A 25,369-nucleotide genomic window follows, 5' to 3' on the forward strand; every position below is an offset into this window, starting at 1 on the left:
TGTTACTCGGCGTCGTACGGGATGCCGAGGAGGAGGCTGCCGAGCGCGGTGCGTCGGTGCACCACTGTTTTGCCGTCCCGGGCGCTGGTGATGAATCCGGCTGCGCGCAGCGCCGCGGTGTGCACGGAGATGGTCGCGGCGCTCAGGCCCAGGCCGCGGGCCAGCCCGCTGGTGCTCAGGCCGTCGCCGCTGAGCGTCAGGATGCGCAGTCGTGTGCGGCCGAGCACTTCGGCCAGTGCGTCCTGCGCCGAGGCGACGGCGGACGGCGGGAGCGGGATGCGCGGGCCGGCCGGGAAGGTCACCGTCACGGGGCGGCCCGGCATGTCCGATACGAGCGGGTCACCGGTCCAGTGGAACGTCGGTAGCAGCAGTACGCCGCGCCCGGCCGGGTGGACCTCGCGCGTGGTGGTCGCGACGGGCAACTCCCACGCATGGCCGTTCAGCCGGGAGCCGAGAATGGTGCTGGTCAGAGCGTGGCCGATGCCGTGTTGCGCGGTGATCGCGGCGTATCGCGCGAACTCGGCGCGGTGCAGGTCCTGGACGCGTGGCCAGACCGGTGCGAGCAGTGCATCGAACGCCGAGCGCTGGGCGCGGACAACCGGCTGCCAGGCGTCGTATGAGCCGCGATGCAGATCCCTGACCCAGGTGGGTGCTCGGCCGACCGTGCCCACTGCCGCGTACGCGAGTTCGAGTTCAGCCGCGATCCACGCCGTGTCGCTTGTGCGCATGGCGTCGAAGCCCTCATCCAGGCTCGGCGCGATGCTGTCGAGGAATGCGGGAGCACGGCGGCCCGGCACGAGGTCACGCAACGGTACGGCCGCAGCGGGTAGCGCCCTTAGAGCGCGGCTGCGCCAACGGCCGAACAGCAGTGGGGCGTGCTGCGGGGTGGTGAGCATCATCAGTGCCGCGTTCAGTTCTTGCAGCGGGGCGGGCCGGCCGGCGAAGCGGATGCGTGCGAGATCGGCTGGTGTGAGGTGGATACGGATCACGGCAGCCCCTATCCCCGCGCGGCGCGATCGTTTCGCCTCGATCCTAATCGATCGCTCGCGGTGCCCGGCGGGAAGACGATGGGCGGCATGACCACAAGACTTTCAGCTGTCGATCGCCGGACGCTGGCCAAGCTGGCCCTGGTGTCCGGTGCGAGTATGGTCGGTGCCGGGCTTGGGGTGGGTCCGGCCCGGGCCGACCTCGCTCCCGCTGTGCTGCGCCTGCCCGCGCCCACCGGCCCGTATCGCATCGGTGCCGTCGAGCTCTACCTTGCCGACCGTTCGCGCCGTGATCCGTGGGACTCGGCGATTCCGGTCAGGGAGCTGATGGTGACGGTCCTCTACCCGGCATGTGGCGCGCAGGGCTTCGCGCTGGCCGCGCAGATGGCGCCGGGTGCAGCGGCGCTGTTCGGCCAGATCGCGCCGCTCGGCCACCCGCAGCTACCGGCCTCGGGCGTGAACTGGGCGGCGACGATGACGCACGCGCACACCGGCGCGTCCGCTCTGCCCGGGCGCCGCCCGACGGTGATCTACAGCCCCGGTGGAGGCGACCCGCGCACGCTCGGCACGTACACCGCCGAGGAGTTGGCCAGCCACGGCTACATCGTGGCCACCGTCGACCACCCGGGAGACGCGTGCGACGTCGGGTTCCCCACGGCCACGACGTATCGCGGCCGGTACCGGATCACGGTCTTCCGCGGCGACCCCCGGTCCGATGCCGCGACGTACCGCACGATGATCGACACGAGGATCGCCGACTGCAAGTTCGTTGCCGACGCCCTCGAAACGCTGGCGGCGGGCGGCAATCCCGATGCGCTGGGCCGGAGGCCGCCTCGCGGCCTGGGCCGCGCGATCGACCCGAGCCGGTTGGTGATCTACGGTCATTCGGCGGGCGGCACGACAGCCGCTCAAACCCTCTATGAGGACGCCCGATTCGTCGCGGGCGTGAACCTGGAGGGCTACTTGGACTGGACACCGGCGGCACCCGGCGAGCCCGGTGTGCTGCTTCGCGTCGCCGAGCACGGCACGAACCGGCCGATGCTGATGGTGGGCAGCAGTGGTTTCACTGACGAGCAGGCGCTCGACCTGTCCTGGTCGGTCATGCTCGCCCGCTCCGGCCACCGTGCGAGACGGCGTCAGATCGCGAATGCGAACCACTGGGTCTTCACCGATCTCGCCCCGATGGCGGCGCAACTGCAGGCCGAAGGCCTCATGACGTCTGCTGATCGGGATGCACTCGTCGGTGCGATCGACCCGGATACCGCGGTACCCGAGGTTCGCGGACTCCTGCGCGAATTTCTGGACCGAACACTCGGCGTCCGCTCTTGACGAACGGCACCAGCGAATCGACCACCGCGCTATGGTGACCCCGTGGCGTCGATCAAGCAGTTCCAGGTGACCTTCGACTGCGCGGAACCTGAGCGCGTCGCCCGCTTCTGGTGCGAGGTGCTGGGGTACGTCGTACCGCCGCCGCCCGAGGCGTTCGCCACGTGGGACGATTTCGACCGCTCGCTGCCGCCCGAACAGCAGGGTTCTGCGTTCGCCTGCATCGATCCCTCAGGCATCGGCCCGCGGCTGTTCTTCCAGCGCGTTCCCGAAGGCAAGGTCGTCAAGAATCGGGTGCACCTCGACGTGCGGGTCGGCACCGGGCTGGTGGGGCAGGAGCGCCTCGCCACACTCGAGGCCGAGTGCACACGACTCCTCGCGCTCGGCGCGCTGCGAGTGCAACTACTGGTTGCCGATGACGTGAACGAGTCGTGCATCGTGATGCAGGACGTCGAGGGCAACGAGTTCTGTCTCGACTAGACCGCGTCCTGCTCGCGGTCATGGTCATCCGCCAGCCCAAGCCTGGTCACAGTCGCGTAGCGTCTGAAGTGTCACAAGCCGCCGGGCCATCTCGTCTCGAGGGTGTGAGCGTCGACGCGGGCAAGGGGTAGGCATGAACAAGGTCGAGGAGTTCGAGGAACTGCGGCCGCTGCTGTTCTCGATCGCTTATCGGATCCTGGGCAGCGTCGGCGAGGCCGAGGACGTGGTGCAGGAGGCCTGGCTGCGCTTCGACGGCTCGGCGACGGTGCCCGACTCGACCAAGGCCTTCCTTTCGGCGACGGTGACGCGGATCTCGATCGACGTGCTGCGTTCCGCGCGGGTGCGACGGGAGCAGTACGTCGGGCCGTGGTTCCCCGAGCCGCTGCTGAGCGATCCGTACGAGGACCCGGCACGCGCGGCGGAGCTGGCCGACTCGCTGTCGATGGCGGCGCTCGTGCTGCTCGAGCGGCTCAGCCCGCTGGAACGCGCGGTGTTCGTGCTCCGCGAGGTGTTCGCCTTCGACTACGACGACATCGCCGCGGCGGTCGGGCGCTCGGAGGCGGCGTGCCGGCAGCTGCTGGTGCGGGCGCGCCGGCATGTGCGGGACGAGCGGCCGCGCTTCGAGGCGGACCGGCGGGAGCGGCAGGAGCTGGCCACCCGGTTCTTCGACGCGCTCCGGGACGGCGACGTGCTCGGGCTGCAGGACCTGCTCTCCGCGGACGTGCAGATGGTCGGGGACGGCGGCGGCAAGGCGCCGAACCTGTCGAAGACCGTCGTGGGTACGGAGCGGGTGGCCCGCGTGCTCGCCTCGTACTATCCGGTGCTCGACCAGATCGGCGTGACGCTGGAGCCGCACGAGGTCAACGGCCAGCCCGGCGCGATCTTCCGCGACCGGGAGGGCGGCGTGCTGCACACCATGATCCTCGAAGTGCTGGACGGGCAGGTCCAGACCGTCCGCAGCGTGAGCAATCCAGAGAAGCTCACCCATCTCGGGCAGCTCGCCGACGCCTGGGCCGTCGCCCGCGAGGTGCGCGAGGCCCGGAAGGCGAACGCGGCGGAGCGCTCCTGAAGAAAGGCGCGGCGGAGGCGAGCCCGAGCCGGTCAGATGGCCGGCTCGGGCTCGCGCTCCTCCTCCGTCTTGGGGATCTCGGGGACCGCCTCGACGACGACGTAGCGTTTCCAGAGCAGGTACGCGGCCCAGACCGTCGCGCCGACCAGCAGGGCGTTGCGGCCGGTGACGAAGAGCGCCGACTTGGTGCTGCCGTGCACGAGCGAGGCGAACCGCAGCGGGAACTCCACCTGGGTGATGGAGATCGTGCCGAGCAGCAGCCAGCACGGCCCGGCCAGCACCGTGCCGCCCTGCTTGAGCGGCGCGATCGCGAGGCAGAGCGCGATCAGGCCGCACACCCAGACGAGGTACTGCGGGCTCAGCACCCTGCTGGTGATGATCGAGATCATCACGGCGACCAGGCTCGCGTCGTAGTACACGCCCTCGGTCCAGCGCTCCGGAGCCAGCTTCGCGCGCCGGCGCCACCACAGCAGCCAGCAGAAGCCGAGCAGCGTGAGCAGTTCGCAGAACCCGGCGATCGCGCTGATGCCGGGGCCGATGATCTCCCAGGAGCCGTAGCGGTTGCGGATCACGGCGTGGTAGCCGAAGTGCCTGGCCAGCAGGAACGGCGCGGCCAGCACCGATTCGATCTCCAGGCCGCGGCCGCCCTGCTGCTTCAGGAAGGACAGCGCGCCGGGCATGATCAGCAGGAGCAGCGTGGGCACGGCGCCGCCGACCGCCGCCCAGCTCACCGCGCGACGTCCGTCGCGGCCGCGCGGCAGCCCGAGCAGCAGCGCCATCGGCCAGACCTTCACGATCGTGCCGAGGCCGATCGCCGCGCCGCGCAGCCGCCAGGTGGCCGCGGCCGTGCGCAGCGACACCGCGAGGCCGACCGAGGCGATCATGGTCACGGTGATGTCGTAGCGGCCGAAGATGAACGGACCAAGCATGAAGATCGCCGCGACGTAGGCGTACGCGCCGACGTAGTCGATCCGCTCGTTCCCGGTCTCCTCCTGGGTGCGCCAGCAGCGGTAGACCACCAGCAGGAAGATGATCAGATCGGAGGCCAGCGCCATCGCGTAGAAGGCCGAGTAGTAGCTCATCCCGGTCAGCGCGCGGACCAGCCGGGGGAACTCGATGACCAGCGAGGCGCCCGGCGGGTACTGCCAGCTCGGGTCGTTCTGCGGGAAATGGCCGGTGCTGAGGACGTTCGACCAGTGGTTGTAGAGCTTGAGGTCGCCGGTGATGTCGCCGTGCGAGATGTACGGGATCACGTTGTAGACGTAGAGCAGCAGCACGCCCCGGGTCCACGCCCACGTGGCCGCGGGCAGCAGCGCCGAGCGCAGCCGCGCGAGGGTCATCATGGCCCGCAGGCTCATCGACAGTCCCGTTCCTGATCGGTGGTCGTGCGGGTGGCGGGGGAATGAGATCGTAGACCCATGGCCCGCACCCTCGTCGTCACCAACGACTACCCTCCGCGACCCGGCGGTATCCAGGCATTCGTCCAAGCGATGGTCGATGGGTTCACCCCTTCGGACGTGGTCGTGTACGCCTCGACCTGGCGCGGCAGGGCGGACGAGTGCCGCGCGTACGACGCGGAACGTCCGTATCTGACGATTCGTGACCAGACAACCGTAATGATTCCGGACCCCAAGCGCGTGCGACGCGCGGTGGAGATCGCGAAATCCGAGGGCTGCGACCGGGTCTGGTTCGGCGCGGCCGCGCCGCTGGCCCTGATGGCGCCGACGCTGCGGCGCAAGGCGGGGGTCGAGCGCCTGGTCGCGACCACGCACGGGCACGAGGCCGGCTGGGCGCAGCTGCCGGTCGCCAGGCAGCTGTTGCGCCGGATCGGTGACGGCGTGGACGTTCTCACCTATCTGGTGGACTACTACCACCGCAAGGTCGGCGACGTGCTCAGCCCGCAGGCGCGCGGCCGGATGGCGCAGCTGCACCCGGGCGTGGACATCGAGACCTTCCACCCGGGCGTGCGCGCCGAGCCGGAGACGGCGGCGCTGCGCGAGCGCCTGGGGCTGGCGGACCGCCCGACCGTCGTCTGCGTCTCCCGGCTGGTGCCGCGCAAGGGCCAGGACACGCTGATCAAGGCCCTGCCGCTGATCAAGAAGGCCGTCCCGGACGCGGCCCTGCTCATCGGCAGCGGCGGCCCGTACCGCAAGGAGCTGGAGAAGCTGGCCGAGGACACCGGCGTGGCGAGGGACGTCGTGTTCAGCGGCCCCGTCTCCTGGGGCGAGCTGCCCCGGCTGTACGCGGCGGGCGACGTCTTCGCGATGCCGTGCCGGACCCGCCGCGGCGGACTCGACATCGAGGGCCTCGGCATCGTCTACCTGGAGGCCTCGGCGCTCGGCATGGCCGTCGTCGGCGGCGATTCCGGCGGCGCGCCCGACGCGGTCGTCGAGGGCGAAACGGGTTACGTCGTGCCCGGCAGCGGCGAGCTGAGTGTCCCTCAAACGGCCGAACGTGTGGCGGAACTGCTCAACGACCCGGCGAAGGCCGCGGAGATGGGCAGGGCCGGGCGGGCCTGGGTCGAGCGCGAATGGCAGTGGCCGCTCGTGCAGCGCACGTTCAAGGAACTGCTGCAGGTCTGACTATTGCCTTTTCGCTACTGCTTGTCCCGCCAGCGGGCGAGTAGGTCCTCGCGGTGCTCGGTGAGCTCCGCGACGCTCTCCTCGGGCAGCAGGATCGTGTAGTCCTGCCGCGTGCCCGGCTCCAGGCGCAGGTAATCCCAGGCGAAATGCGCCTGGCCGCCCATGTAGATGCCCTTGAGCCGGCCCTGGGTCACATCCATCACCTCGAAGGGCTCACCCCACCAGCGGAAGGTCCATACGGTGGCGTACCACTCCTCGACCTCGTCCAGGGCGACGTTCAGCGGCCCAAGGTTCGCCGGACCGGTGAGGAAAAGGCGTCCGTCCTCGCCGACCGTTTCGGCCGCCGGGTGGATACGGCCCTGATGCCGCGCGAAGGTGCCCGAGCGGTACTTCGCCGCAGCGGCCATCAAACGCTGCTCCCGGCGAAAACGGGGCAGCAGCGAGTCGCGATGCCGCGTCAGGTCGGCGATCTCGTCGAGCGGGAAACGCCCGCGGTACTTGGCGAACTCGGAGCGCAGGTGTTTCGCCGCGAATTCCACGTCCCCGCCGAGGTAGACCCCCTCCATCGCGCCGTCCAGCAGCCCGCGAGCCTCGAAGGGCTCCTCGCGCCACATGAACGTCCAGCGCGAGGTGAACCATTCGTCGAGCCGGTCCGGATGTACCAGGATCGTGTTATCCCCCTCGACAAGCGCTATCCGCGGCCATATCGGATCGTTGACCGAGCCCTGGCGGTAGGCGACGCCGTGGAACACCGCCACGTCCGTCACCCGATACCCCCAGGGATCCCCGCTCTCAACCACAATTTTTCTCAGACATCTACCGGAAACTGCTTCCGTCGTCCTCCGATGGGCGAATCCGTACCCTACACTCTGTGCTGATTTGAACACAACGCCGCAGCTTCGCCCCTCGCTACACTCCTGAACGTGGAGAGGATCACATCGCGCAACGCCAGGTTCCAGCAATGGGAGGCGCTGCTCGGAAATCGGAGCAAGCGGCACCGGGCGGGGGAGTTCCTGGTACAGGGCGTTCGCCCGATCAGCCTGGCGCTGGAATACCGCTGGCCGATCCGGGCGCTGGTCTTCGACCTGGACCGGCCGCTCTCGCGCTGGGCCGCCGATACGCTGCGCTCCTGCCGTGCGGCGCAGTACGGCATGTCCGGCGAACTCATCGCGGAACTCGGCGAGAAGGATTCGACGCCGCCGGAATTGCTCGCCGTGGTCGCCGCCGCCCCCGATTCGCTCGATCGGATCAGTGTCGGAACATGCAGCGTAGGATCATCAACCGGCGCGTCATTCCTCGGTCTCGTCTTCGACCGGCCGACCAGCCCGGGAAATCTGGGCTCGATCATCCGTTCGGCGGACGCGTTCGGCGCGCACGGGGTGATCGTGTCGGGCCACGCGGCCGACCCTTATGACCCCAAGGCCGTGCGCGCGAGCACGGGCTCGCTCTTCGCGCTGCCCACGGTGCGGGTGCCCGGCCCTCCGCAGGTCCAGGCGTGGATCGCCGAGCAACGCGCCGCGGGCCGGGACATCCAGGTCGTCGGCACGGACGAGCACGGCGAGGCGGACGTGGCGGAGTTCGATCTCACGGTCCCGACGCTGCTCGCGATCGGCAACGAGACCAGCGGCCTGAGCCAGGGCTGGCTCGAGGCCTGCGACGCGCTCGTGCGCATCCCGATCGGCGGCGCGGCGAGTTCGCTCAACGCGGCCAACGCGGCGAGCGTCGTGCTCTACGAGGCGGCCAGGCAGCGCAGGTCCGCCGCCACCGGCTAGTCGTCCTCGGCCCGCATCTCCACGCCCAGCCAGCGCAGCGCGCCGAGCACGTGCCGCAGGAACTCCGGGTCCTGAAACGTCTCGTCGGCGTGCCCGAGCGCGGTGTAGAAGGACCGGCCGCCGCCGTACTCGTGGCACCAGGACAGCGGGTGGTCGGCGCCCATCGTGCCGCCCTGGTACGTCGCCTCGTCGACCGTCAGCAGGACCCTGATGTCCTGCACGGCGGAGCGCGGATTGCGGCGGAAGGCGTACCACTCGTCCGTGCGCTCCCACCGCTCGCCGAGGTGCTCGGTGGCCGGGTGCTCGCGGTCCTCGACGGTCAGCACGGCGGGCTGGAGCTCCGGATGGCGGTCGAACCACGCGCCGACCAGGCCCTCGAACCAGGGCCAGTCGTATTCGGTCGTGGACGCGGCGTGGATGCCGAGCCAGCTGCCGCCCTGCTTCAGGTAGTGCGTCAACGCGGCCCGGCCCGGCTCGTCGAGCACCGCGCCGCTGGTGGACAGGAACACGATCGCGTCATAGCGCTCGAGCCGGCCCGGCCGGAAGCAGTGCACGCCCTCGCTCGCCTCGACGCCGAAGCCGTACTCCAGGCCCAGCTTCTCCAGGGCCTCGACACCCGCCGGGATCGACGCATGCCGGTAGCCCGTGGTCCGCGAGTACACCAATATCCGCGCCATGGCCGCAGCCCACGCTCCGTCCGCTCAGTCGAGATCCGCAAACAGTTGCGTATGCCGGTCTATCACGGTTCGCAGGGTCTGTTCACCCGGTGTGTCCCAGATCTCCTGGTTGAAGATTTCCACCTCGGTGAATCCCTTATATCCCGTCGCCTGCACGGCGCGCGCGAACGCGGCGACGTCAATCACGCCGTCGCCCACGTGCCCGCGGCCGAGCAGCGCGTCCGCCGGGATCGGCAGCAGGAAGTCGCACACCTGAAACGCGTGGATGCGGTCGCCCGCGCCCGCGCGCTCGATCTGCTTGAACACGTCCGGATCCCACCAGATGTGGTACGTATCAATGCATACGCCGACATTCCGGCATCCGGTCCGCACCGCCACCTCGTCGGCGATGTCCAGAGCCTGGCCCAGCGTCGAAACCACCGCGCGGTCCGCGCAGAACATCGGATGCAGCGGCTCGATCGCCAGTTTCACGCCGCGGCGCTCGGCGTACGGGGCGAGCTCGGCGATGCCGTCCGTCACCGCGGCACGCGCCGCCGGAAGGTCCTTGCTGCCGCGATACAGCCCGCCGACCACGAGCACGAGCACGTTCGTGCCGAGCGCCACGCACTCGTCGACGGCCGCGTGGTTGTCCGCGAGCCAGTCCGGCGAGGTGAAGAATCCGCCGCGGCACAGGCTCGTCACCGTCAGGCCGGCGTCGCGCACCAGCTTCGCCGCCGCGTCCAGGCCGTGCTCGGCGACCTTGTCGCGCCACAGGCCGATGCCCGGCACGCCCTGCTCGACGCAGCCAGCGACCGCCTCGGCGAGGCTCCAGTTCTTCGTCGTCCAGACGTTCAGGGACAGCTGCTCAATCACCGCTGTACTCCTTGAAGCGCGCCGCGGCCAGATCCGGATCAGGGAAGATCCCGCCGTCCACGGCCATCTCGTAGAGCTTCGTCAGATGCGCGCGGTCGCGGCCGTTCTGCTGCCCGCCGACCATTTTGAAGTGCTCCTGATAGCCCGACAGGTACGCCAGGAACACGACGCCGGTCTTGTAGAACTGCGTCGGCGCGGCGAAGATGTGCCGCGCCAGCGGGACCAGCGGATCGAGCACGCCGCGGAACCCGGCCACGTCGCCCGCGTCGAGCAGCTCGAATGCCTGAGCGGCCTGCGTGGCCAGCGGATCGAAGATGCCGAGCAGCGCGTGGCTGAAACCCTGCTCGTCGCCCGCGATCAGCTCGGGGAAGTTGAAGTCGTCGCCGGTGTACAGGCGCACGCCCTCCGGCAGCCGCCGACGCAGCGCGATCTCGCGATCCGCGTCGAGCAGCGAGACCTTGATGCCGTCGATCTTCGCGGCATGTTCACTGATGATGGAGAGCACTGATTCGGTCGCGACGTCGAGATCGGCGCTGCCCCAATAGCCGTGCAGCGCCGGGTCGAACATGTCGCCGAGCCAGTGCAGGATCACCGGACGCGAGGCCTGGTCCAGGATCCGGGCGTACACCTCGGCGTAGTCCTCGGCGCCGCGTGCGGCGGCGGCCAGCGCGCGGCTGCACATCAGCACCGGCTGTGTTCCGGCCTGCTCGACGACCTCGAGCTGGCCCTCGTACGCGTCGCCGATCTCAGAGAGCGAATACGGTGTGGCCGGCGCTCCGGGCAGCTGGTCCGTGCCGACGCCGCAGCAGACCAGACCGCCGACGGCCTGCGCCTCGGCGCCCGACCGCCGGATCAGCTCCTTCGTCGCGGCCCAGTCCAGGCCCATGCCGCGCTGCGCGGTGTCCATCGCATCTGCGATGCCCAGGCCCAGCGACCACAGCCGGTGCCGGAACGCGAGCGTCGCGTCCCAGTCAACGACGGCCGGAGCGCCCTGTGCACTGTTCGCCGCGTTCGGGTCGGCCACCACGTGCGCGGCGGCGAAGACGGTGCGGGAGACCGGCATCAGGCGCCCCGGCCGGGAAGAAGGTCCGGAACGGCGATCCGGCGGCCCTCGGCGGCCGAGGCCAGGCCCAGCTCGGCCAGCTGCACGCCCTTCGCCCCGGCCCACAGGTCGTGCGGGAACGGCGTGCCGGGAGCGTCCTGGACGACGTGCTTGAGGAACAGCTCCCACTGGAGCTTGAATCCGTTGTCGAACTCGCCGTTGTCCGGCACGGTCTGCCACTGCTCGCGGAACGGCACCGTGTTCGGGATGTCCGGGTTCCACACCGGCTTCGGCGTCCCGGCGCGGGACTGGAACCTGCACTCGCGCAGCCCGGCGACGGCGCTGCCGTGCGTGCCGTCCACCTGGAACTCGACGAGCTCCTCGCGGTTGACCCGCACCGCCCAGGAGGAGTTGATCTGCGCGACGACGCCGCCTTCGAGCTCGAACACGCCGTACGCCGCGTCGTCCGCGGTGGCCTGGTAGGGCTTGCCGAGCTCGTCCACCCGCTCGGGGATGTGCGTGACCTTGTGCGCGTAGACCGAGCGGACCGGCGCGACGGTGTGCTCGAGCACGTACTGCCAGTGCGGGAACATGTCGAGCACGATGCCGCCGCCGTCCTCGGCCCGGTAGTTCCAGGACGGGCGCTGCGCCTCCTGCCAGTCGCCCTCGAAGACCCAGTAGCCGAACTCGCCGCGCACCGACAGGATCCGGCCGAAGAAGCCGCCGTCCACCAGGCGCTTCAGCTTGAGCAGGCCGGGCAGGAAGATCTTGTCCTGCACGACGCCGTGCCGCACGCCCGCCTCGTCCGCCAGCCGCGCGAGTTCGAGCGCCCCCTCCAGCGAGGACGCGGTCGGCTTCTCCACGTAGATGTGCTTCCCGGCCGCGATCGCCTTCTTGACGGCGGCCTCGCGCAGGTGGGTGAGCTGGCCGTCGAAGTAGATCTGATCGGCCGGATCGGCGAGCGCCGCGTCCAGGTCGGTGGTCCAGCGGGTCAGACCGTGCCTGGTCGCCATGGCCTCCAGCTTGTCCGCGTTGCGGCCGACGAGCACCGGCTCGGGCCACAGGACCGTCCCGTCCGGCAGCGCGAGCCCGCCCTGCTCGCGCAGGGCCAGGATCGAGCGGATCAGGTGCTGGCGGTAGCCCATGCGTCCGGTCACGCCGTTCATCACGATGCCGAGGGTGGTGCGGCTCATCTGGCCCTTCCTTGGGGCTCGGGGCGACGGTTGCGTCAGGACAATCTGGAAAGCGCTTTCCAGCGAGTAGGGTAGGGGCGTGGACGAGCAGAGGTCAAGGGGTGCCGGCGCGGCGAACGGTTCGGCGGCGGGCGCGACGGGCGCGACGGCTGCGGCTGCGGCCGCGGGCGCCGCGCCGGCCCGGATCCGCCCGGCGACCGGCGCGGTGACGCTCAAGCAGGTGGCGGCCGAGGCCGAGGTCTCGCTGGCCACGGCCTCCCGGGTGCTGCACCGCTCCGGGGGCCGGGAGGTGCGCGGCCCGCTCGCCGAGCGCGTCCAGACGGCCGCGGAGCGCCTCGGCTACGTCTCCAACCCGCACGCGCAGGCCCTGGCCCGCGCCCGGTCGAGCACCGTCGGCCTGATCGTGCACGACGTGACCGACCCGTACTTCGCCGCCATCGCGACCGGAGCGATGCACGCCGCCCACGCCGAGGGCGTCATGGTCATGATGGCCGCGACCTTCCGCGACCCCGAGCTGGAGATCGACTATCTCAGCAGGCTGCGGGCGCAGGGCGCGCGCGGCGTCCTGCTCGCCGGTAGCGGCAGCACCGACGCACGGGTCAGCGGCAGGCTCGCCGAGGCCATCGCCGCGTTCACCCGCGAGGGCGGCCGCGTCGCCGCCATCGGCGCCCGCCCCGACACGCACATCGACGCCGTCGTCCCCGACAACGTCGCCGGCGCCCGGCAAGCACGTGCGCACCTCGAAGCCCTCGGCCACAAGCGAATCGGCATCATCTCGGGCCCCGAGACGCTGCTGACGGTGAGCCAGCGCCTAGCAGGCCTCGGCGACGGCCTGCGCATCATCGCGGCCGACTTCACCCGCGAGGGCGGCTACCAGGCCGCCAAGAAGCTCCTCGCCGCGCACCCCGGCCTCACCGCACTGATCGCCCTCAACGACCTGATGGCCGCCGGAGTCCTCGCGGCCGCCAAGGACGCGGGCCGCAAGGTCCCCGACGATCTCTCGGTGATCGGCTTCGACGACCTCCCGTTCGCCGCCGACCTCAGCCCCGCCCTGACCACCGTCCGCCTCCCGCTCCGCCACATGGGCGAACGCGCCATGTCCCTGCTGCTGGCCGACCCCGACGAGCCGTCACCGAAGACCATCGACATCCCCGTCGACCTCGTCACCCGCGCCTCGACAGCCCCCGCCGCGCGGCGCTGACTCAGTAAGCTCGTTTCCATGGAAGCTCAGCGCGTCGCCGTACTCGCCCCCGGTGCCAACTATCCGGTCGCGGCCCCGCTGCTCTTCTACGCGCGGCTCGCCGTCGAACGCCGCGGCGGCGAGGTGCGCTCGATCGCGTGGCGCCTGCCGCGGAAATTCGACGACACGCGGCACCGGATCGACGTCGTGCGCGGCCAGGTAGCCGAGGCCGTCGGCGACGACGACGCCCTGGTCATCGGCAAGTCCCTCGGCTCACTGTCCGCAGGGCTCATCGCCGAGCGCGCGCTGCACGCAGTCTGGCTCACGCCGCTGCTCACCGTCCCCGAAGTGGTCGAAGAGATCACGGCCGCCGAGTATCCGCCGCTGCTGATCGGCGGCGGCGCGGACGAGCTGTGGGACGGCGCGACCGCGCGCCGGATCTCCCCGCACGTGCTGGAGATTCCGGGCGCGGACCACGCGCTCCACGTACCCGGCCCGGTCTCCGCCACGACCGCCGTCGCCGGACAGGTCGCCGATGCGATCGACGCGTTCATCGGCGACCAGGTCTGGCCGAACTAGCGAACGGCACGACCGGCCGGCGGCCTCACTTCGCGTACATCGCCTCGATCTTCTCGGCGTACTCGGCGGTGAGGATGTGCCGGCGGATGCTCTGCTTGGGGGTGAGCTGGCCGGCGGTGATGGTCCACTCGATCGGGAGCACTTCGAACTTGCGGACGGACTCGGCCTTGGAGACGGCCTTGTTGGCGTCGTCGATCGCGGCCTGCAGGTCGGCGATCAGCTCCGGGTCCTTGCACAGGTCGGCGAGGGACATGTCCGCGGGCTTGCCGTGCTGGGAGAGCCAGTGCGGCAGCGACTCCGGGTCGAGGGTGATCAGGGCGCTGATGAACGGCTTGGCGTCGCCGACGACCATCGACTGGGCGACGAGGGCGTGCGCGTTCAGCCGGTCCTCGAGCACGGCCGGCGCCACGTTCTTGCCGCCCGAGGTGACCAGCAGTTCCTTCTTCCGGCCGGTGATGCGCAGGTAGCCGTCCTGGTCGAGCTCGCCGAGGTCGCCGGTCTTGAAGAAGCCGTCCTCGGTCATCACGTCCCGGGTCGCCTCGTCGTTGCGCCAGTAGCCCTGGAAGACGACCTCGCCCTTGGCCTCGATCTCGCCGTCCCCGGCGATCCGCAGGGTCACGCCGGGCAGCGGCAGGCCGACGGTGCCCGGGCGGATCGCCTCGATCGGGTTCACTGCGATGGCCGGCGAGGTCTCGGTCAAGCCGTAGCCCTCGCAGACCGTCAGGCCGATTCCGTTGTAGAAGTACGTCAGCCGCTCGCCGAGCGGGGCGCCGCCGGAGATCGTGTGCGCGGTCTGGCCGCCGAGGGCCGCGCGCAGCTTGCCGTACACGAGGCGGTCGAACACCTTGTGCTTCAGGTTCAGGCCGACCGGGATCTTGCCCCGGTACTTGGCCTCGCCCCAGGCGATCGCGGTGGCGGCAGCGGCGTCGAAGATCTTGCCCTTGCCCTCGGAGTGCGCCTTCGCGCTGGCCGAGTTGTAGACCTTCTCCAGCACGCGCGGGATGGTCAGCAGGAACGTCGGCTGGAAGGAGGCGAGCTCCGGCAGCAGCTCCCGCGTGTCGCCGCAGTAGCCGAGCTTGGCGCGGGCCATCAGCGCGCCGACGTTGATGATGCGCGCGAACACGTGCGCCAGCGGGAGGAACAGCAGGGTGCTGGCCTCGTCGCCCTTGAACATCCGGGTGAGCACGCCGACCGCGTTGCCCGCCTCGAACAGCAGGTTCCCGTGCGTGAGCATGCAGCCCTTGGGCCGGCCCGTGGTGCCCGAGGTGTAGATGATGGTGGCGACGGTCTCCGGCAGCAGCGTCGCGCGGCGCTCCGCCAGCGCCTCGTCCGACACCTCGGCCCCGGCCTCGCCCAGCATCGCGACGGCGCCGCGGCCGTCGCCGCTCGCCTCGATCTGCCAGACGTCCTTGAGCGTGTCCGCCTGGTCGCGCACCGACTCCACGGTCGCGGTGTTCGCGTCGAGCTCGGTGAACACGGCCACCGCGCCGGAGTCCTTCAGGATCCACGCCACCTGCTCGGCGGACGAGGTCTCGTAGATCGGCACCGGCACGCCGCCGGCCTCCCAGATCGCGAAGTCGAGCAGCGACCACTCGTAGCTGGTGCGCGACATGATCGCGACCCGGTCGCCGGCCGACACGCCGAGGGCTACCAGCCCTTTCGCCGCCGACTGGACCTCCGCGAGGAAGGTCGCAAAGGTCACGTCCCGCCAGGCGCCGCCGACCTTGCGCGCCAGACCGGCTTGATTCGGCACCTCTGCCGCGGCCGTGTGCACCAGGTCGGTCAGGTTCGCCTTCTCGGGCACCTTGTACAACGGTTCGACAGTGAACTCGCGCACGGGCAGGCTCCTTGCACTGGAGGATAGGCGGGGCACGAAAACGCCCGCGCCACGAAGGTACAACTTATTACCGGCCGGTAGCCAGAGTGTATGGGGAAGATTTCATCACCGGTGGCCGGGGCCGAAGACCGTGTCGGGCCGACACGATACCCTTGGGCTTGCGCGCTCACGCGGCGCGACGGAGTGGGAAGGGGACCGATGGCGGACCGTACCCGGGCCTCGATCGAGATCGGCGCGCCCGCCGACGCGGTCATGGCCGTGATCGCGGACCTGCGGGCCTACCCGGAGTGGACCGGGGAGGTCAAGCGGGCCGAGGTGCTGGAGACCGACGCGGAGACCGGCCGGGCCAGCCGGGCCGTGCTGACCATCGACGGCGGGGCGCTGCGCGACCGGCAGGAGCTGGCCTACACCTTCGAGGGCGACCGCGCCGTGCGCTGGAGCCTGGTGAAGGGGGACATGCTGCGCGCCCTGGAGGGCGCTTACACGCTCACGCCCGGCGCGGGCGGGGCGAGCACCACCGTCGAGTACACCCTCGCCGTGGACACCAAGATCCCGTTGCTCGGCATGATGAAGTCCAAGATGGAGAAGGTCATCATCGACCGCGCCCTGGCCGGGTTGAAGAAGCGCGTTGAGTCCCTACGGTAACGGCGGCCCGGGCGAGGGGGAGGCGGACGGCGGCGCACACGGGCCCGCGTCGGCCGGCCCCGACTCGCGGGTGACCAATCTGATCCTGTTCACCGGCAAGGGTGGCAGCGGCGTGACCACGCTGGCCGCCGCGACCGCCGCGCACGGGGCCCAGCGCGGCATGCGCACCCTGCTGCTCTCCCTCGGCTCGCTGGCCCACGACGGGGACGGCGCGGACCTCGCCACCGTCCTGGACCACCCGGTCGGCGCGGTGCCCACGCAGGTCGACGGGCTGCTCTACGCCCAGAGCTTCGCCCCGCAGGCCGCCTTCGAGCAGTGGTACGGCAAGGCCGTCACCCGGGTGCGCAGCTTCGTCGAGACCATCGGGCTCACCCTGCCGGACGCCGCCGAACTGCTCGCCCCGCCCGGCGCCGGCGAGCCGCTGGCGCTTGCCGAGATCGCGGCCGCGGTGGACGGCGGCGCCTGGGATCTGGTCGTGGTGGACCTGCCGCCGCTCGGCCAGGCGCTGCGGCTGCTGTCCCTGCCGGTCTGCGCGCGCGACTGGCTGCGCCGCGCCCGGCCGGTGGAGACGCAGGCCGCCCGCGCGCTGCGGCCGATGCTGGCCACCTTCGCCGGGCTGCCGCTGCCGCAGACCGCGCTGGTGGACATGACGGACGCTCTGGTCCGCGAGTGCGGCGCGGTCGAGGAGGTGTTGGCGCATCAGCTCTCCTCGGTGCGGCTGGTCGCCACCCCGGACATCGTCGGCCTCGACCGGCTGCGCTCGGCCCGCTGCGGGCTCGCGCTCTACGGCCTGCGGCTGGACGCGCTCATGGTGAACCGGCAGGTCGTCGAGGCGCCGCGGGACAGCTGGTCGCGCGGCTGGGCGGCGGCCCAGCAGATCGCCGCCGAGCAGCTCGCCGAGATCTTCGCCGGGGTCGCCCGGCACGAGGTGCCGTACCGGCCCTGCGAGCCGCTGGGGCTCGAGGAGCTCGCCGTGGTCGCCGCGGCGGCCTACGGCGAGGTGGACGGCCTCGGCGCGCCGGGAAGGGCGCCGGAGCCGACGGTGGCGAAGGCCGGGGAGGGGTATGTACTGAGCGTGCCCCTGCCGGGAGCCGACCGCCGGGCGATGGGGCTGCTGCGCCGGGACGAGGAGCTGGTGCTCACCGTCGGACCGTATCGACGTACGCTGCGACTCGAACCGGTGCTGCGGCGCTGCAAGATCGCCGGGGCCGTGCTGCGCAATCAGGCCCTGGAGATCCGCTTCGTGCCGGATCCCGCGCAGTGGCCCGCCGCGCCGCGGGCCGCCGGGGACGCCGCGGCGGCGAGCGAGCCGCCCGGGCCTCCCGACGCCGCCGGCGCCGCGGCCGCGGCCTCCTAGCGGGTGCGCGGGAGAACGCGCGCGCCGCGGCACAGTCCTTGATCCAACCGTACCCAGAGCCGATTCGGGGAGCAGAGCGTGAACGATGCACAGCGCGAACCGCGGGACGAGCAGTCCGACGAGTTCGACGAGGCCGAGGGCTTCGAGATCCCGGTGCACGACGCCGAGTCCGGCCTGCCCGCGTCCCCGGTCGACGAACCGGACTGGACGCGGACTGAGTCGGTGAGGGATGATCCGGAGTCGTTGGGCGCGGAGGCTCGCAAACTGTGGGACGCCGTGTATTCGCAGTTCCTGCAGCCCCTGGTGCACAACTACCCGGAAGCGGCCGGGCACCTGACGAGCGCCGGCGATGAGCTGGCGTCCGCGGTGCGCTCGCTGATCCGCGGCAGCGAGCAGCTGTGGGCCGGGAACAGCGAGCGGAACGCGGATCCGTCCGCCGGGACGGACGTCGTCGTGGAGGTGCTGCAGGACGAGGCGCCCGCGGAAACCGAGGAACCCGGGGACGACGTTCCGGAGCAGGACTGAAGGCGGAGAGCGGATGCGAGCGACGAGGCGTGTGAGGGCATCATGGCACTGACGATCGGCGTGGACATCGGCGGCACGAAGATCGCCGCCGGTGTGGTGGACGAGCGGGGCGCGATCCTGGAACGGGTCAAGCTCGCCACACCGCATGAATCCGCGCAGGTCGCCGCGACCATCGCCGAGGCCGTCAACACGGTGCGGCAGGGGCACGAGGTCGAGGCCGTGGGCCTGGGCGCGGCCGGCTTCGTCAGCGCGGACCGCGCGACGGTGCTGTTCGCCGCGAACATGTCCTGGCGCAACGAGCCGCTGCGGGACCGGATCGAGGGCCTGGCCGACCTCCCGGTCGTGGTGGAGAACGACGCGAACGTGGCCGCCTGGGGCGAGGCCCGGTTCGGCGCGGGCAACGGCGAGGACAACGTGGTGCTGCTGACCATCGGCACCGGCGTCGGCGGCGGCGTGATCATCGGCGGCCGGCTGCTGCGCGGCCACTTCGGCATCGGCGCCGAGCTCGGCCACTACCGCGCGGTGCCGGACGGGCTGCCCTGCGGCTGCGGCCAGCACGGCTGCCTCGAGCAGTACGCCTCCGGCAGCGCGCTGACCCGGATCGTGAAGCAGGCCGCGGCGCGCGAGCCGGAGCGGGCGAAGATACTGCTCGGCCTCGGTGACGGCACGCCGGAGGGCATCGTCGGCTCGCACATCACCGTCGCCGCGCGCGAGGGCGACCCGGTCGCGCTGGACGGCTTCACCGAGGTCGCGACGTGGATCGGCCAGTCGATGGCGGACATGACCGCGATCCTGGACCCTGGCGTGATCATCCTCGGCGGCGGCGTGTCCGAGGCGGGCGAGCTCCTCGCCGCGCCCGCGCGCAAGGCCTACGTGGAGAAGGCCCCGGCCACCGGCCAGCGCCCGCTGGCCGAGGTGGTCATCGCGACCCTCGGCCCGGACGCCGGAATCATCGGCGCCGCCGACCTGGCCAGGGACAGAGGCTAACCATCATCCGCAGGCCCGCCGCCGACGTTCCGTCGGCGGCGGGTTTCCACGTTCTAGACCACCGCGCCGAAGTTGTCGTCGTCATCGTCGTCGTGGTGCGGCTTGAGCCGGCTGACCAGGTAGCCGAAGCCGCACAGGCCGGCGAACGCGCTGCCCACCGCGAGCCAGGTCGGCGTCTGCCAGTTCAGTATCGTCGCCGCCATCAGATAGCCGGGGCCGCCGAGCGCGCCGAGCCAGGCCGCCCGGGCCGGCCAGTCCAGGCTGGGCAGCGGCTCCGGCGTGGGCGGCTCGAAGGTCTCCGGCGCTGGCTCATCGGGCTGCGGCGCGTCGCGCGGTCCGATCGTGCCCGAGGTCCAGGTCAGCCGCGAGTCCACCGGACGCGGCGGCGCGGGCCGGGCGGCCGGGCGCACCACGCGGGCGCCGGGCTCCGGGGTTCCGGGCGCGGGCGGCTGCTGGGTGACGTTCTCCGCCTCCGGCCACGGCACCGGCCCTTCGGACGGCGGCGACTCGTGGAAGGCGGCGACCAGGTCGTTCCAGGCGGCCTCGGCCTCGGCGTCGGCGGGCCCGTCCGGCTCGCCGGGGCGCTCCGTTCCGCTCACTGTGCCGCCTCCCTCGCTCCGATCCGTTCGACGAACTCCGCCGAGTTCGCGAAGATGAGGTCGGCGTCGTTGTCCAACGTGGCGACGTGGTAGCTCTCGGCCAGCACGACCTCCCGCTTGTCCGTGGAGCCCACCTTCGCGAGTACCAGGGCGCTGTTGCGCGGATGCACGATGTGGTCCTCGGCCGAGCGCAGCACCAGCACCGGCGCGGTCACCTTCGGCAGGTCCGCGGCGACGACGGTCCAGAACCGGCTGAGCGAGTGCGCGGCCTTGAGCGGCGTGCGATCGGTCCCCCACTCCTTCGTCCCCGGCTTCTTGATGTCCGAGGCGATCGCCGGGACGGACGGGATCACCTTGCTCAGCAAGGGAAGCAGCGCCTCCGCCGGTTTGTTCCTGGTCACCGACGGATTGACCAGCACCAGCCCGGCCACGTCCGCCGCGTGCTGCTCGGCCAGCCGCAGCGCGATGCCGCCGCCCATCGAAAGACCCATCAGGAAGACCTGGTCGCAGCGCTCTTTGAGGTCCAGGAAAGCCCGATCCATCCGCCCGTACCAGTCGGTCCAGCGGGTGCGCTGCAGTTCGCGCCAGGGCAGTGCGTGGCCCGGCAGCAGCGGGAGATCGATCGCGTATTCGGGATGCCGCGCGGCGAGATACTCGCCCCAGGGCCGCATCGACTGCGGCGAGCCGGTGAAGCCGTGGCACAACAACACGCCGATCGCGGCCTCGGCGGGCCCGGCGCTCCACGGCTCGGCGCCGGGCTGCGCGGCTTCGCCCGCGGGCTCCTCGACGGTGTCAGTCTCGACCTCGGTCATCGGCCCGCTCCTTAGAGGGTCACGCGCTACTGTTCGCATGGTCCCACGCGATCCCTTGTCTCGTACAGTAATACGGCCGGAAAGCGGACCCGGCCCGGCCCCGCGGTGAACGACACGCGCATGCGGCCGCTTCGGTATCTTCCAGGGTAGTCGCCCCATCGATCGGAGGACCGGTGTTATACGGCTTGCTCAAGCGTGGTCTGCTCGGCCCGGCATTGCACGTCGTGTTCCGGCCGCAGGCGGAGGGGGTCGAGCACATCCCGGAGTCCGGCCCGGTGCTGCTGGTGGCCAACCACCAGTCCTTCTCCGACTCCATCTTCATGCCGCTGCTCACGCCCCGGCCGGTGAAGTTCCTGGCGAAGGCTGAATACTTCAGCGGCCCCGGGGTCAAGGGCTGGCTCTCGGCGGGCTTCTTCAAGGGGGTCGGCTCGGTGCCGATCGACCGCGCCGGGGCCCGGGCCGCGGACGCCGCGATCAAGACCGCGCTGCGGCTGCTTGACCAGGGCCAGATCGTCGGGCTCTACCCGGAGGGCACCCGCTCGCCGGACGGGCGGCTGTACAAGGGCCGCACCGGGGCCGCGCGCATCGCCCTGACCGCGCGCTGCCCCGTGGTGCCCTGCGCGATCTCCGGCACCGAGAAGGTGCAGCCCACCGGGAAGATGCTGCCGAAGGTGCATCCGGTCACCGTCACCTTCGGGCCGCCGCTGGACTTCTCCCGCTACGCCGGCGAGCTCTGGGACGCGGTGCAGGACACCGAGCACGAACACACCGTGCTGCGCGCGATCACCGACGAGATAATGCACACCCTGGTGACGATGACCGGCCGCGAATACGTCGACCGCTACGCCTCCGACGTGAAGAAGAAGGCCCCCGCCGCCGCACCCCTCGAGCAAGCGACCGACGATCAGGCCGCGGCCGCCGGCAGCGCCGAGGCGCCGGAGCCGTCCAGCAGGATCTGATGCCCCGTCACGTTCACCTTCGCCTGCAGGTAGCGCAGGTTGGTGGGCGTGACGAAGACGCCGGTGGGCACCTTGCGCTGGATCTCGATGCCGTGCGCGGTCAGCTGCTTGGCCTTGTCCGGGTTGTTCGACAGCAGCTCGATCCGGCGCGCGCCGAGCGTGGTCAGCATCTGCGCGGCGGCCGTGTAGTCGCGGCCGTCCGAGGGCAGCCCGAGCGCCTCGTTCGCCTCGTAGGTGTTCAGGCCCTGGTCCTGCAGCGCGTACGCGTCCAGCTTGTTGTACAGGCCGATGCCGCGGCCCTCCTGGCGCAGGTAGATCAGGTAGCCGCCGGCCTGCGAGATCTTCTCCGCCGCGTCGCGCAGCTGCGGCCCGCAGTCGCAGCGCGCCGAGCCGAAGACGTCCCCGGTCAGGCACTCCGAGTGCAGCCGGACCAGCGGCGCGCTCGTATGTTTGTAGTCGCCGAGCCCCAGGGCTATGTGCTCCTGCCCGTCGACCAGCCCCTCGAAGGTGAACACCTGTGCATCGACGCGGAAGCCGTCGGAGAACCGAAGCGGGATCCGCACCGAGGTGCGCACCGAGGCCGGTGCGAGAGAGGCGTTGCTCATCCTTGTCTCCTGAGACTCGTGAGGACCTTCGTACTGGCGGTTCTCCGCATTGAACGATCGAGGACCCCCGGCAATTCCCCAGCGGGCCGCGGCCGGTTGGTGTTCATCCGCACGTAACCGGTCCGCGATACGGGCGGGGCATCCGAAACCCATCGGTAACCGGTAAGTTGGGGGTCGAGGTCGGTGACCGTAGGGAGTGCCTGATCGGTCCGTGGGCAACGGCGCCCCACCTCGACCCCACAGTCAACGGCTTTCAACTGCCTGTGCGGGCCGGTGCGGCGGCTCACGGCACACGCAAAGATTACCCAAGGAGCAACATGCGCGTCGGAGTGCTCACCGGCGGGGGCGACTGCCCCGGTCTCAACGCCGTCATCCGGGCGGTGGTCCGCAAGGGCGTCCAGCAGTACGGCTACGAGTTCGTGGGCTTCCGCGACGGCTGGCGCGGACCGCTCGAGGGCCTGACCAGGACGCTCGATGTCAAGGCCGTGCGTGGCATCCTGCCCCGCGGCGGCACCATCCTCGGCTCCTCCCGCACCAACCCGGTCAAGATCGAGGGCGGCGTGGAGCGGATCAAGGAGAACCTGGCGAACCTCGGGGTGGACGCCCTGATCGCCATCGGCGGCGAGGACACGCTCGGCGTGGCCACCGCCCTGCACGGCCAGGGCGTGCAGGTGGTCGGCGTGCCGAAGACCATCGACAACGACCTGAACGCCACCGACTACACCTTCGGCTTCGACACCGCGGTGACCATCGCCACCGAGGCGATCGACCGGCTGCACACCACGGCCGAGTCGCACCACCGGGTGCTGGTCATCGAGGTCATGGGCCGGCACGCGGGCTGGATCGCGCTGCACTCCGGCATCGCCGGCGGCGCCAACGTCATCCTCATCCCCGAGCAGAAGTACGACATCGAGCAGGTCTGCGACTGGGTCGAGTCCCGCTTCAAGTCCGAGTACGCGCCGATCGTCGTGGTCTCCGAGGGCGCGACCCCGAAGGAGGGCGACGAGATCCTGCTCAACCAGGAGGTCGACTCCTTCGGCCACGTCCGCCTCGGCGGCGTCGGCGAGCGGCTCGCCGCGGAGATCGAGAAGCGCACCGGCAAGGAGTCGCGCACCACGGTGCTCGGCCACGTGCAGCGCGGCGGCACCCCGACCCCGCGGGACCGCTGGCTGGCCACCCGCTTCGGCCTGCACGCGATCGACGCGGTCAAGGACGGCGACTGGGGCAAGATGGTCGCGCTGCAGGGCACGGACATCGTCCGGGTGCCGCTGAGCGCCGCCACCACCGAGCTCAAGACCGTCCCGATCAGCCTCTACGAGGAGGCCAAGGTCCTGTTCGGCTGAGCCGACCCGGTACTCGAGCGGGCCCCCGCGGACGCGGGGGCCCGCTGTCTCGTTCACTGCGGCAGCAGCCGGACCAGCTCCCGCCGCAGGATCGCCAGCCCGTCCCTGGTCAGCACGGATTCCGGGTGGAACTGCAGGCCGGTGTAGTGCGGTCCGCGCAGCGCCGCGAGCTCGGGCCCGTCGTGCGCGAGCTCCCAGTCGCCTGGAGCGCTCGGCGCGAGGACGGCGTACGAGTTGTAGTACCCCAGCGCCTCGGTCCGCCCGAACAGCCCGACCGGGATCTGCGCGCCCTGGTTCGGCGTCGGCCTTCGGTGCAGTTCAAGGCCGAGTTCGGCGCAGATCAGCTGGTGGCCGAGGCAGATGCCGAGCGTGGGACGCCGCTCGTCGAGCAACTGCCGGGCGAACGCGCGTCCGGCGAGCATCTTCGTGTTCCGCGGGTCGCGCGGGTCGCCGGGCCCGGGGCCGAGCACCACCAAGTCGTAGCCGTCGGTGCCGGTCACGGCGTCGTAGGGCAGTCTCGTGACCGCGAGGCCGAGGCTGCGCAGCTGGACCGCGAGCATCGAGGTGAACGCGTCCTCGTTGTCGATGATCAGCACGCTGCGTCCGGCCAGCTCCGGCGCCGCGAGCTCGCCCGGCGCGTGGTACGCGGCCCACGCGGGGGAGAGGCGGTCGTTGCGGGACGCGAGCGCCGCCCGGATCTCCGGATCCTCGGCCCAGCGGCTGGACGCCGCGGCGGGCGCCTCCGTCTGATCGGTGACGCCGAAGGCCTTCAACACTCCAGCCGCCTTCGCGTGCGTCTCCAGCACCTCGCCGTACGGGTCCGAGCCGCGCACGAGCGTCGCCCCGACCGGCACCCGCACCGAGCCGTCCGCCGGATCCAGGTACGCCACGCGCAGCATCAGCGGCGCGTCCATGGTCTGATTCCCCCGCTCGTCCCGCCCGATCAGCGCCGCGACACCGCCGTAGTAGCCTCGGCCCGAGACCTCGTGTCGCCTGATCACGCGGAAGGCGTTGCGGATCGGCGAGCCGGTCGCGGTCGGGGCGAACATCGTCGCGCGCAGGATCTCGCGTGCGTCCATCGTCGTATGGGCCCTGATGTAGTACTCGGTGTGCGCGAGGTTGGCCATCTCCTTGAGGTACGGACCGTCGATCACCCCGCCCTGGTCGCCGACCTCCGCCAGCATCTTCAGCTCCTCGTCGACCACCATCGCGAGCTCGTCGCGCTCCTTCGGGTCGTTGAGGAACGCCAGGAGTTCCTCGCGGGTGACCGAGCTCGGCGGCCGGCGCAGCGTGCCGCTGATCGGATTCATCGTGCAGACACCCGATTCGAGCGACACGTGCCGCTCGGGCGTCGCACCGACCATGATCGCGTCGCCGGTGTGCACCAGGAAGGTCCAGTACGCATTGCGTTCCTGGACAAGCAGATTGCGGAACGCGGCGAATGCGGTGGCGGCAGCGTCCTCGCAGTGCCCGACGAACGTTCTCCGAAGCACGAAGTTCGAGCCCTCGCCGGTGCCGATCTCCTCGTCGAGGACCGTTTTCACCTGCCGCGCGTACGTGTCGTCATCCACGTCGAATCCGCCATCCCGGATTCGCGCGTCTCCGGACGGCAACTCGTCGATGCGGATCGTCTCCCGCCGTTCCACGATCAGCGCACGCAGCGGAGTCGCGTCGTCGTGGCATTCGTCGCCGCGTTCGAGAAGCTGGCGATACGGCACGAGCGCGAGCAGTTCGCCGCCCTCGTCCTCGACGCGCGGCAGATCGGCGAGCCGCTCGTACGTCTCGACGCGGCCGCGGAGCAGCTCGAGCCCGTCGTGTCTGCGGATCAGGGCGTAGGGCGGGACCAGTCGTTCCATTGCGGTGTCCTTCGGCTGTGGCTGCGGGTCACCGCAGGTCTGGCCCGGAACACGCCTGGAAACAGCGAACCGGCCGCCTGACGGCGGCCGGTCGCGTTGTCTGGGG

Annotated in this window: 25 protein-coding genes; 13 read left to right on the forward strand and 12 right to left on the reverse strand. The window is 70.9% G+C overall.

The window, feature by feature from the left end:
- Positions 1-2 precede the first annotated feature (2 nt).
- Positions 3-899 carry a winged helix-turn-helix domain-containing protein gene (locus tag VG296_RS01560; RefSeq protein ID WP_325562218.1) on the reverse strand — a complete coding sequence of 299 codons (897 nt, stop codon included), beginning with the start codon at positions 897-899 and terminating at the stop codon, positions 3-5.
- Between VG296_RS01560 and VG296_RS01565 the strand changes: the two genes are divergently transcribed.
- The 3 genes from VG296_RS01565 (at position 876) to VG296_RS01575 (ending at position 3,861) form a co-directional block, all read left to right on the forward strand.
- Positions 876-2,315 (forward strand): alpha/beta hydrolase family protein, encoded by a 1,440-nt coding sequence (locus VG296_RS01565; protein WP_325562220.1) that lies wholly within the window; start codon positions 876-878, stop codon positions 2,313-2,315. The genes VG296_RS01560 and VG296_RS01565 overlap by 24 nt on opposite strands.
- Before the next feature lie 42 nt (positions 2,316-2,357).
- Positions 2,358-2,792 carry a VOC family protein gene (locus VG296_RS01570; protein ID WP_325562222.1) on the forward strand — a complete coding sequence of 145 codons (435 nt, stop codon included), beginning with the start codon at positions 2,358-2,360 and terminating at the stop codon, positions 2,790-2,792.
- A 133-nt stretch (positions 2,793-2,925) separates the two neighbouring features.
- Positions 2,926-3,861, forward strand: coding sequence for an RNA polymerase sigma-70 factor (locus tag VG296_RS01575; RefSeq protein WP_325562224.1), 936 nt, complete (start codon positions 2,926-2,928; stop codon positions 3,859-3,861).
- 32 nt (positions 3,862-3,893) lie between these two features.
- Here the strand turns inward: VG296_RS01575 and VG296_RS01580 are convergent, their stop codons facing one another.
- Entirely contained in the window at positions 3,894-5,219 is a 1,326-nt protein-coding gene (locus VG296_RS01580; RefSeq protein ID WP_325562226.1) for a glycosyltransferase family 87 protein, read from the reverse strand.
- A gap of 60 nt (positions 5,220-5,279) precedes the next feature.
- Here VG296_RS01580 and VG296_RS01585 point away from each other — a divergent pair, with 60 nt between their 5' ends.
- Positions 5,280-6,443 (forward strand): glycosyltransferase family 4 protein, encoded by a 1,164-nt coding sequence (locus VG296_RS01585; RefSeq protein ID WP_325562228.1) that lies wholly within the window; start codon positions 5,280-5,282, stop codon positions 6,441-6,443.
- Positions 6,444-6,457: 14 nt separating this feature from the next.
- On the opposite strand, the gene VG296_RS01590 is transcribed toward VG296_RS01585, so the two are convergent.
- Positions 6,458-7,210 (reverse strand): hypothetical protein, encoded by a 753-nt coding sequence (locus VG296_RS01590; RefSeq protein ID WP_325562230.1) that lies wholly within the window; start codon positions 7,208-7,210, stop codon positions 6,458-6,460.
- Positions 7,211-7,360: 150 nt separating this feature from the next.
- On the opposite strand from VG296_RS01590, the gene VG296_RS01595 reads away from it, so the two are divergent.
- Complete coding sequence (locus tag VG296_RS01595) at positions 7,361-8,215, forward strand: TrmH family RNA methyltransferase (RefSeq protein ID WP_349259422.1); 855 nt, start codon at positions 7,361-7,363, stop codon at positions 8,213-8,215.
- Here VG296_RS01595 and VG296_RS01600 read toward each other — a convergent pair.
- From VG296_RS01600 to VG296_RS01615, 4 genes are read right to left on the reverse strand one after another with little or no spacing between them, the layout of a single operon-like run.
- Positions 8,212-8,892: a ThuA domain-containing protein gene (locus VG296_RS01600; protein WP_325562234.1), complete on the reverse strand. Its 681-nt coding sequence runs from the start codon at positions 8,890-8,892 to the stop codon at positions 8,212-8,214. The genes VG296_RS01595 and VG296_RS01600 overlap by 4 nt on opposite strands.
- A gap of 24 nt (positions 8,893-8,916) precedes the next feature.
- On the reverse strand, positions 8,917-9,744 hold the full coding sequence (locus VG296_RS01605) for a sugar phosphate isomerase/epimerase family protein (RefSeq protein ID WP_325562236.1): 828 nt from the start codon (positions 9,742-9,744) through the stop codon (positions 8,917-8,919).
- The gene (locus VG296_RS01610) at positions 9,737-10,807 is read right to left on the reverse strand and encodes a dihydrodipicolinate synthase family protein (protein WP_325562238.1); all 1,071 of its coding nucleotides are present in this window, start codon (positions 10,805-10,807) and stop codon (positions 9,737-9,739) included. The genes VG296_RS01605 and VG296_RS01610 overlap by 8 nt, the downstream gene beginning before the upstream one ends.
- Positions 10,807-11,979: a Gfo/Idh/MocA family oxidoreductase gene (locus VG296_RS01615; protein ID WP_325562240.1), complete on the reverse strand. Its 1,173-nt coding sequence runs from the start codon at positions 11,977-11,979 to the stop codon at positions 10,807-10,809. The genes VG296_RS01610 and VG296_RS01615 overlap by 1 nt, the downstream gene beginning before the upstream one ends.
- 79 nt (positions 11,980-12,058) lie before the next feature.
- Between VG296_RS01615 and VG296_RS01620 the strand changes: the two genes are divergently transcribed.
- Together VG296_RS01620 and VG296_RS01625 are read left to right on the forward strand one after the other, a co-directional pair.
- Positions 12,059-13,180, forward strand: coding sequence for a LacI family DNA-binding transcriptional regulator (locus VG296_RS01620; protein WP_325562242.1), 1,122 nt, complete (start codon positions 12,059-12,061; stop codon positions 13,178-13,180).
- Between the two features lie 18 nt (positions 13,181-13,198).
- Entirely contained in the window at positions 13,199-13,738 is a 540-nt protein-coding gene (locus tag VG296_RS01625; RefSeq protein ID WP_325562244.1) for a hypothetical protein, read from the forward strand.
- Positions 13,739-13,763: 25 nt separating this feature from the next.
- Here VG296_RS01625 and VG296_RS01630 read toward each other — a convergent pair whose 3' ends face one another.
- Complete coding sequence (locus VG296_RS01630) at positions 13,764-15,575, reverse strand: AMP-dependent synthetase/ligase (RefSeq protein ID WP_325562247.1); 1,812 nt, start codon at positions 15,573-15,575, stop codon at positions 13,764-13,766.
- A gap of 198 nt (positions 15,576-15,773) precedes the next feature.
- Between VG296_RS01630 and VG296_RS01635 the strand changes: the two genes are divergently transcribed.
- The 4 genes from VG296_RS01635 to VG296_RS01650 all read left to right on the forward strand — a co-directional run bounded on the left by VG296_RS01635 (position 15,774) and on the right by VG296_RS01650 (position 19,089).
- A complete protein-coding gene (locus VG296_RS01635) occupies positions 15,774-16,220 on the forward strand; it encodes an SRPBCC family protein (protein WP_325562249.1) in 447 nt (148 codons plus the stop codon).
- Positions 16,204-17,577: an ArsA family ATPase gene (locus tag VG296_RS01640; protein ID WP_325562251.1), complete on the forward strand. Its 1,374-nt coding sequence runs from the start codon at positions 16,204-16,206 to the stop codon at positions 17,575-17,577. Before VG296_RS01635 ends, VG296_RS01640 begins: the two co-directional genes overlap by 17 nt.
- 78 nt (positions 17,578-17,655) lie before the next feature.
- Positions 17,656-18,102, forward strand: a complete 447-nt coding sequence (locus VG296_RS01645; protein WP_325562253.1) for a hypothetical protein — start codon at positions 17,656-17,658, stop codon at positions 18,100-18,102.
- A gap of 42 nt (positions 18,103-18,144) precedes the next feature.
- Positions 18,145-19,089 carry an ROK family glucokinase gene (locus VG296_RS01650; RefSeq protein WP_325562255.1) on the forward strand — a complete coding sequence of 315 codons (945 nt, stop codon included), beginning with the start codon at positions 18,145-18,147 and terminating at the stop codon, positions 19,087-19,089.
- 53 nt (positions 19,090-19,142) lie between these two features.
- Here VG296_RS01650 and VG296_RS01655 read toward each other — a convergent pair whose 3' ends face one another.
- Entirely contained in the window at positions 19,143-19,688 is a 546-nt protein-coding gene (locus VG296_RS01655) for a hypothetical protein (protein WP_325562256.1), read from the reverse strand.
- Positions 19,685-20,500: an alpha/beta hydrolase gene (locus tag VG296_RS01660; protein WP_325562257.1), complete on the reverse strand. Its 816-nt coding sequence runs from the start codon at positions 20,498-20,500 to the stop codon at positions 19,685-19,687. Before VG296_RS01660 ends, VG296_RS01655 begins: the two co-directional genes overlap by 4 nt.
- A 173-nt stretch (positions 20,501-20,673) precedes the next feature.
- Here VG296_RS01660 and VG296_RS01665 point away from each other — a divergent pair, with 173 nt between their 5' ends.
- Positions 20,674-21,459, forward strand: coding sequence for a lysophospholipid acyltransferase family protein (locus VG296_RS01665; RefSeq protein WP_325562258.1), 786 nt, complete (start codon positions 20,674-20,676; stop codon positions 21,457-21,459).
- Here VG296_RS01665 and VG296_RS01670 read toward each other — a convergent pair.
- Positions 21,405-22,064 (reverse strand): GTP cyclohydrolase II, encoded by a 660-nt coding sequence (locus VG296_RS01670; protein WP_325562259.1) that lies wholly within the window; start codon positions 22,062-22,064, stop codon positions 21,405-21,407. The genes VG296_RS01665 and VG296_RS01670 overlap by 55 nt on opposite strands.
- 317 nt (positions 22,065-22,381) lie before the next feature.
- Here VG296_RS01670 and VG296_RS01675 point away from each other — a divergent pair, with 317 nt between their 5' ends.
- Entirely contained in the window at positions 22,382-23,407 is a 1,026-nt protein-coding gene (locus tag VG296_RS01675) for a 6-phosphofructokinase (protein WP_325562260.1), read from the forward strand.
- A gap of 53 nt (positions 23,408-23,460) precedes the next feature.
- Here VG296_RS01675 and VG296_RS01680 read toward each other — a convergent pair whose 3' ends face one another.
- Positions 23,461-25,263, reverse strand: coding sequence for an anthranilate synthase family protein (locus VG296_RS01680; protein ID WP_325562261.1), 1,803 nt, complete (start codon positions 25,261-25,263; stop codon positions 23,461-23,463).
- Positions 25,264-25,369 lie beyond the last annotated feature (106 nt).

It is taken from the genome of Actinospica sp. (genome assembly GCF_035552695.1).
Lineage (GTDB): Bacteria > Actinomycetota > Actinomycetes > Streptomycetales > Catenulisporaceae > Actinospica.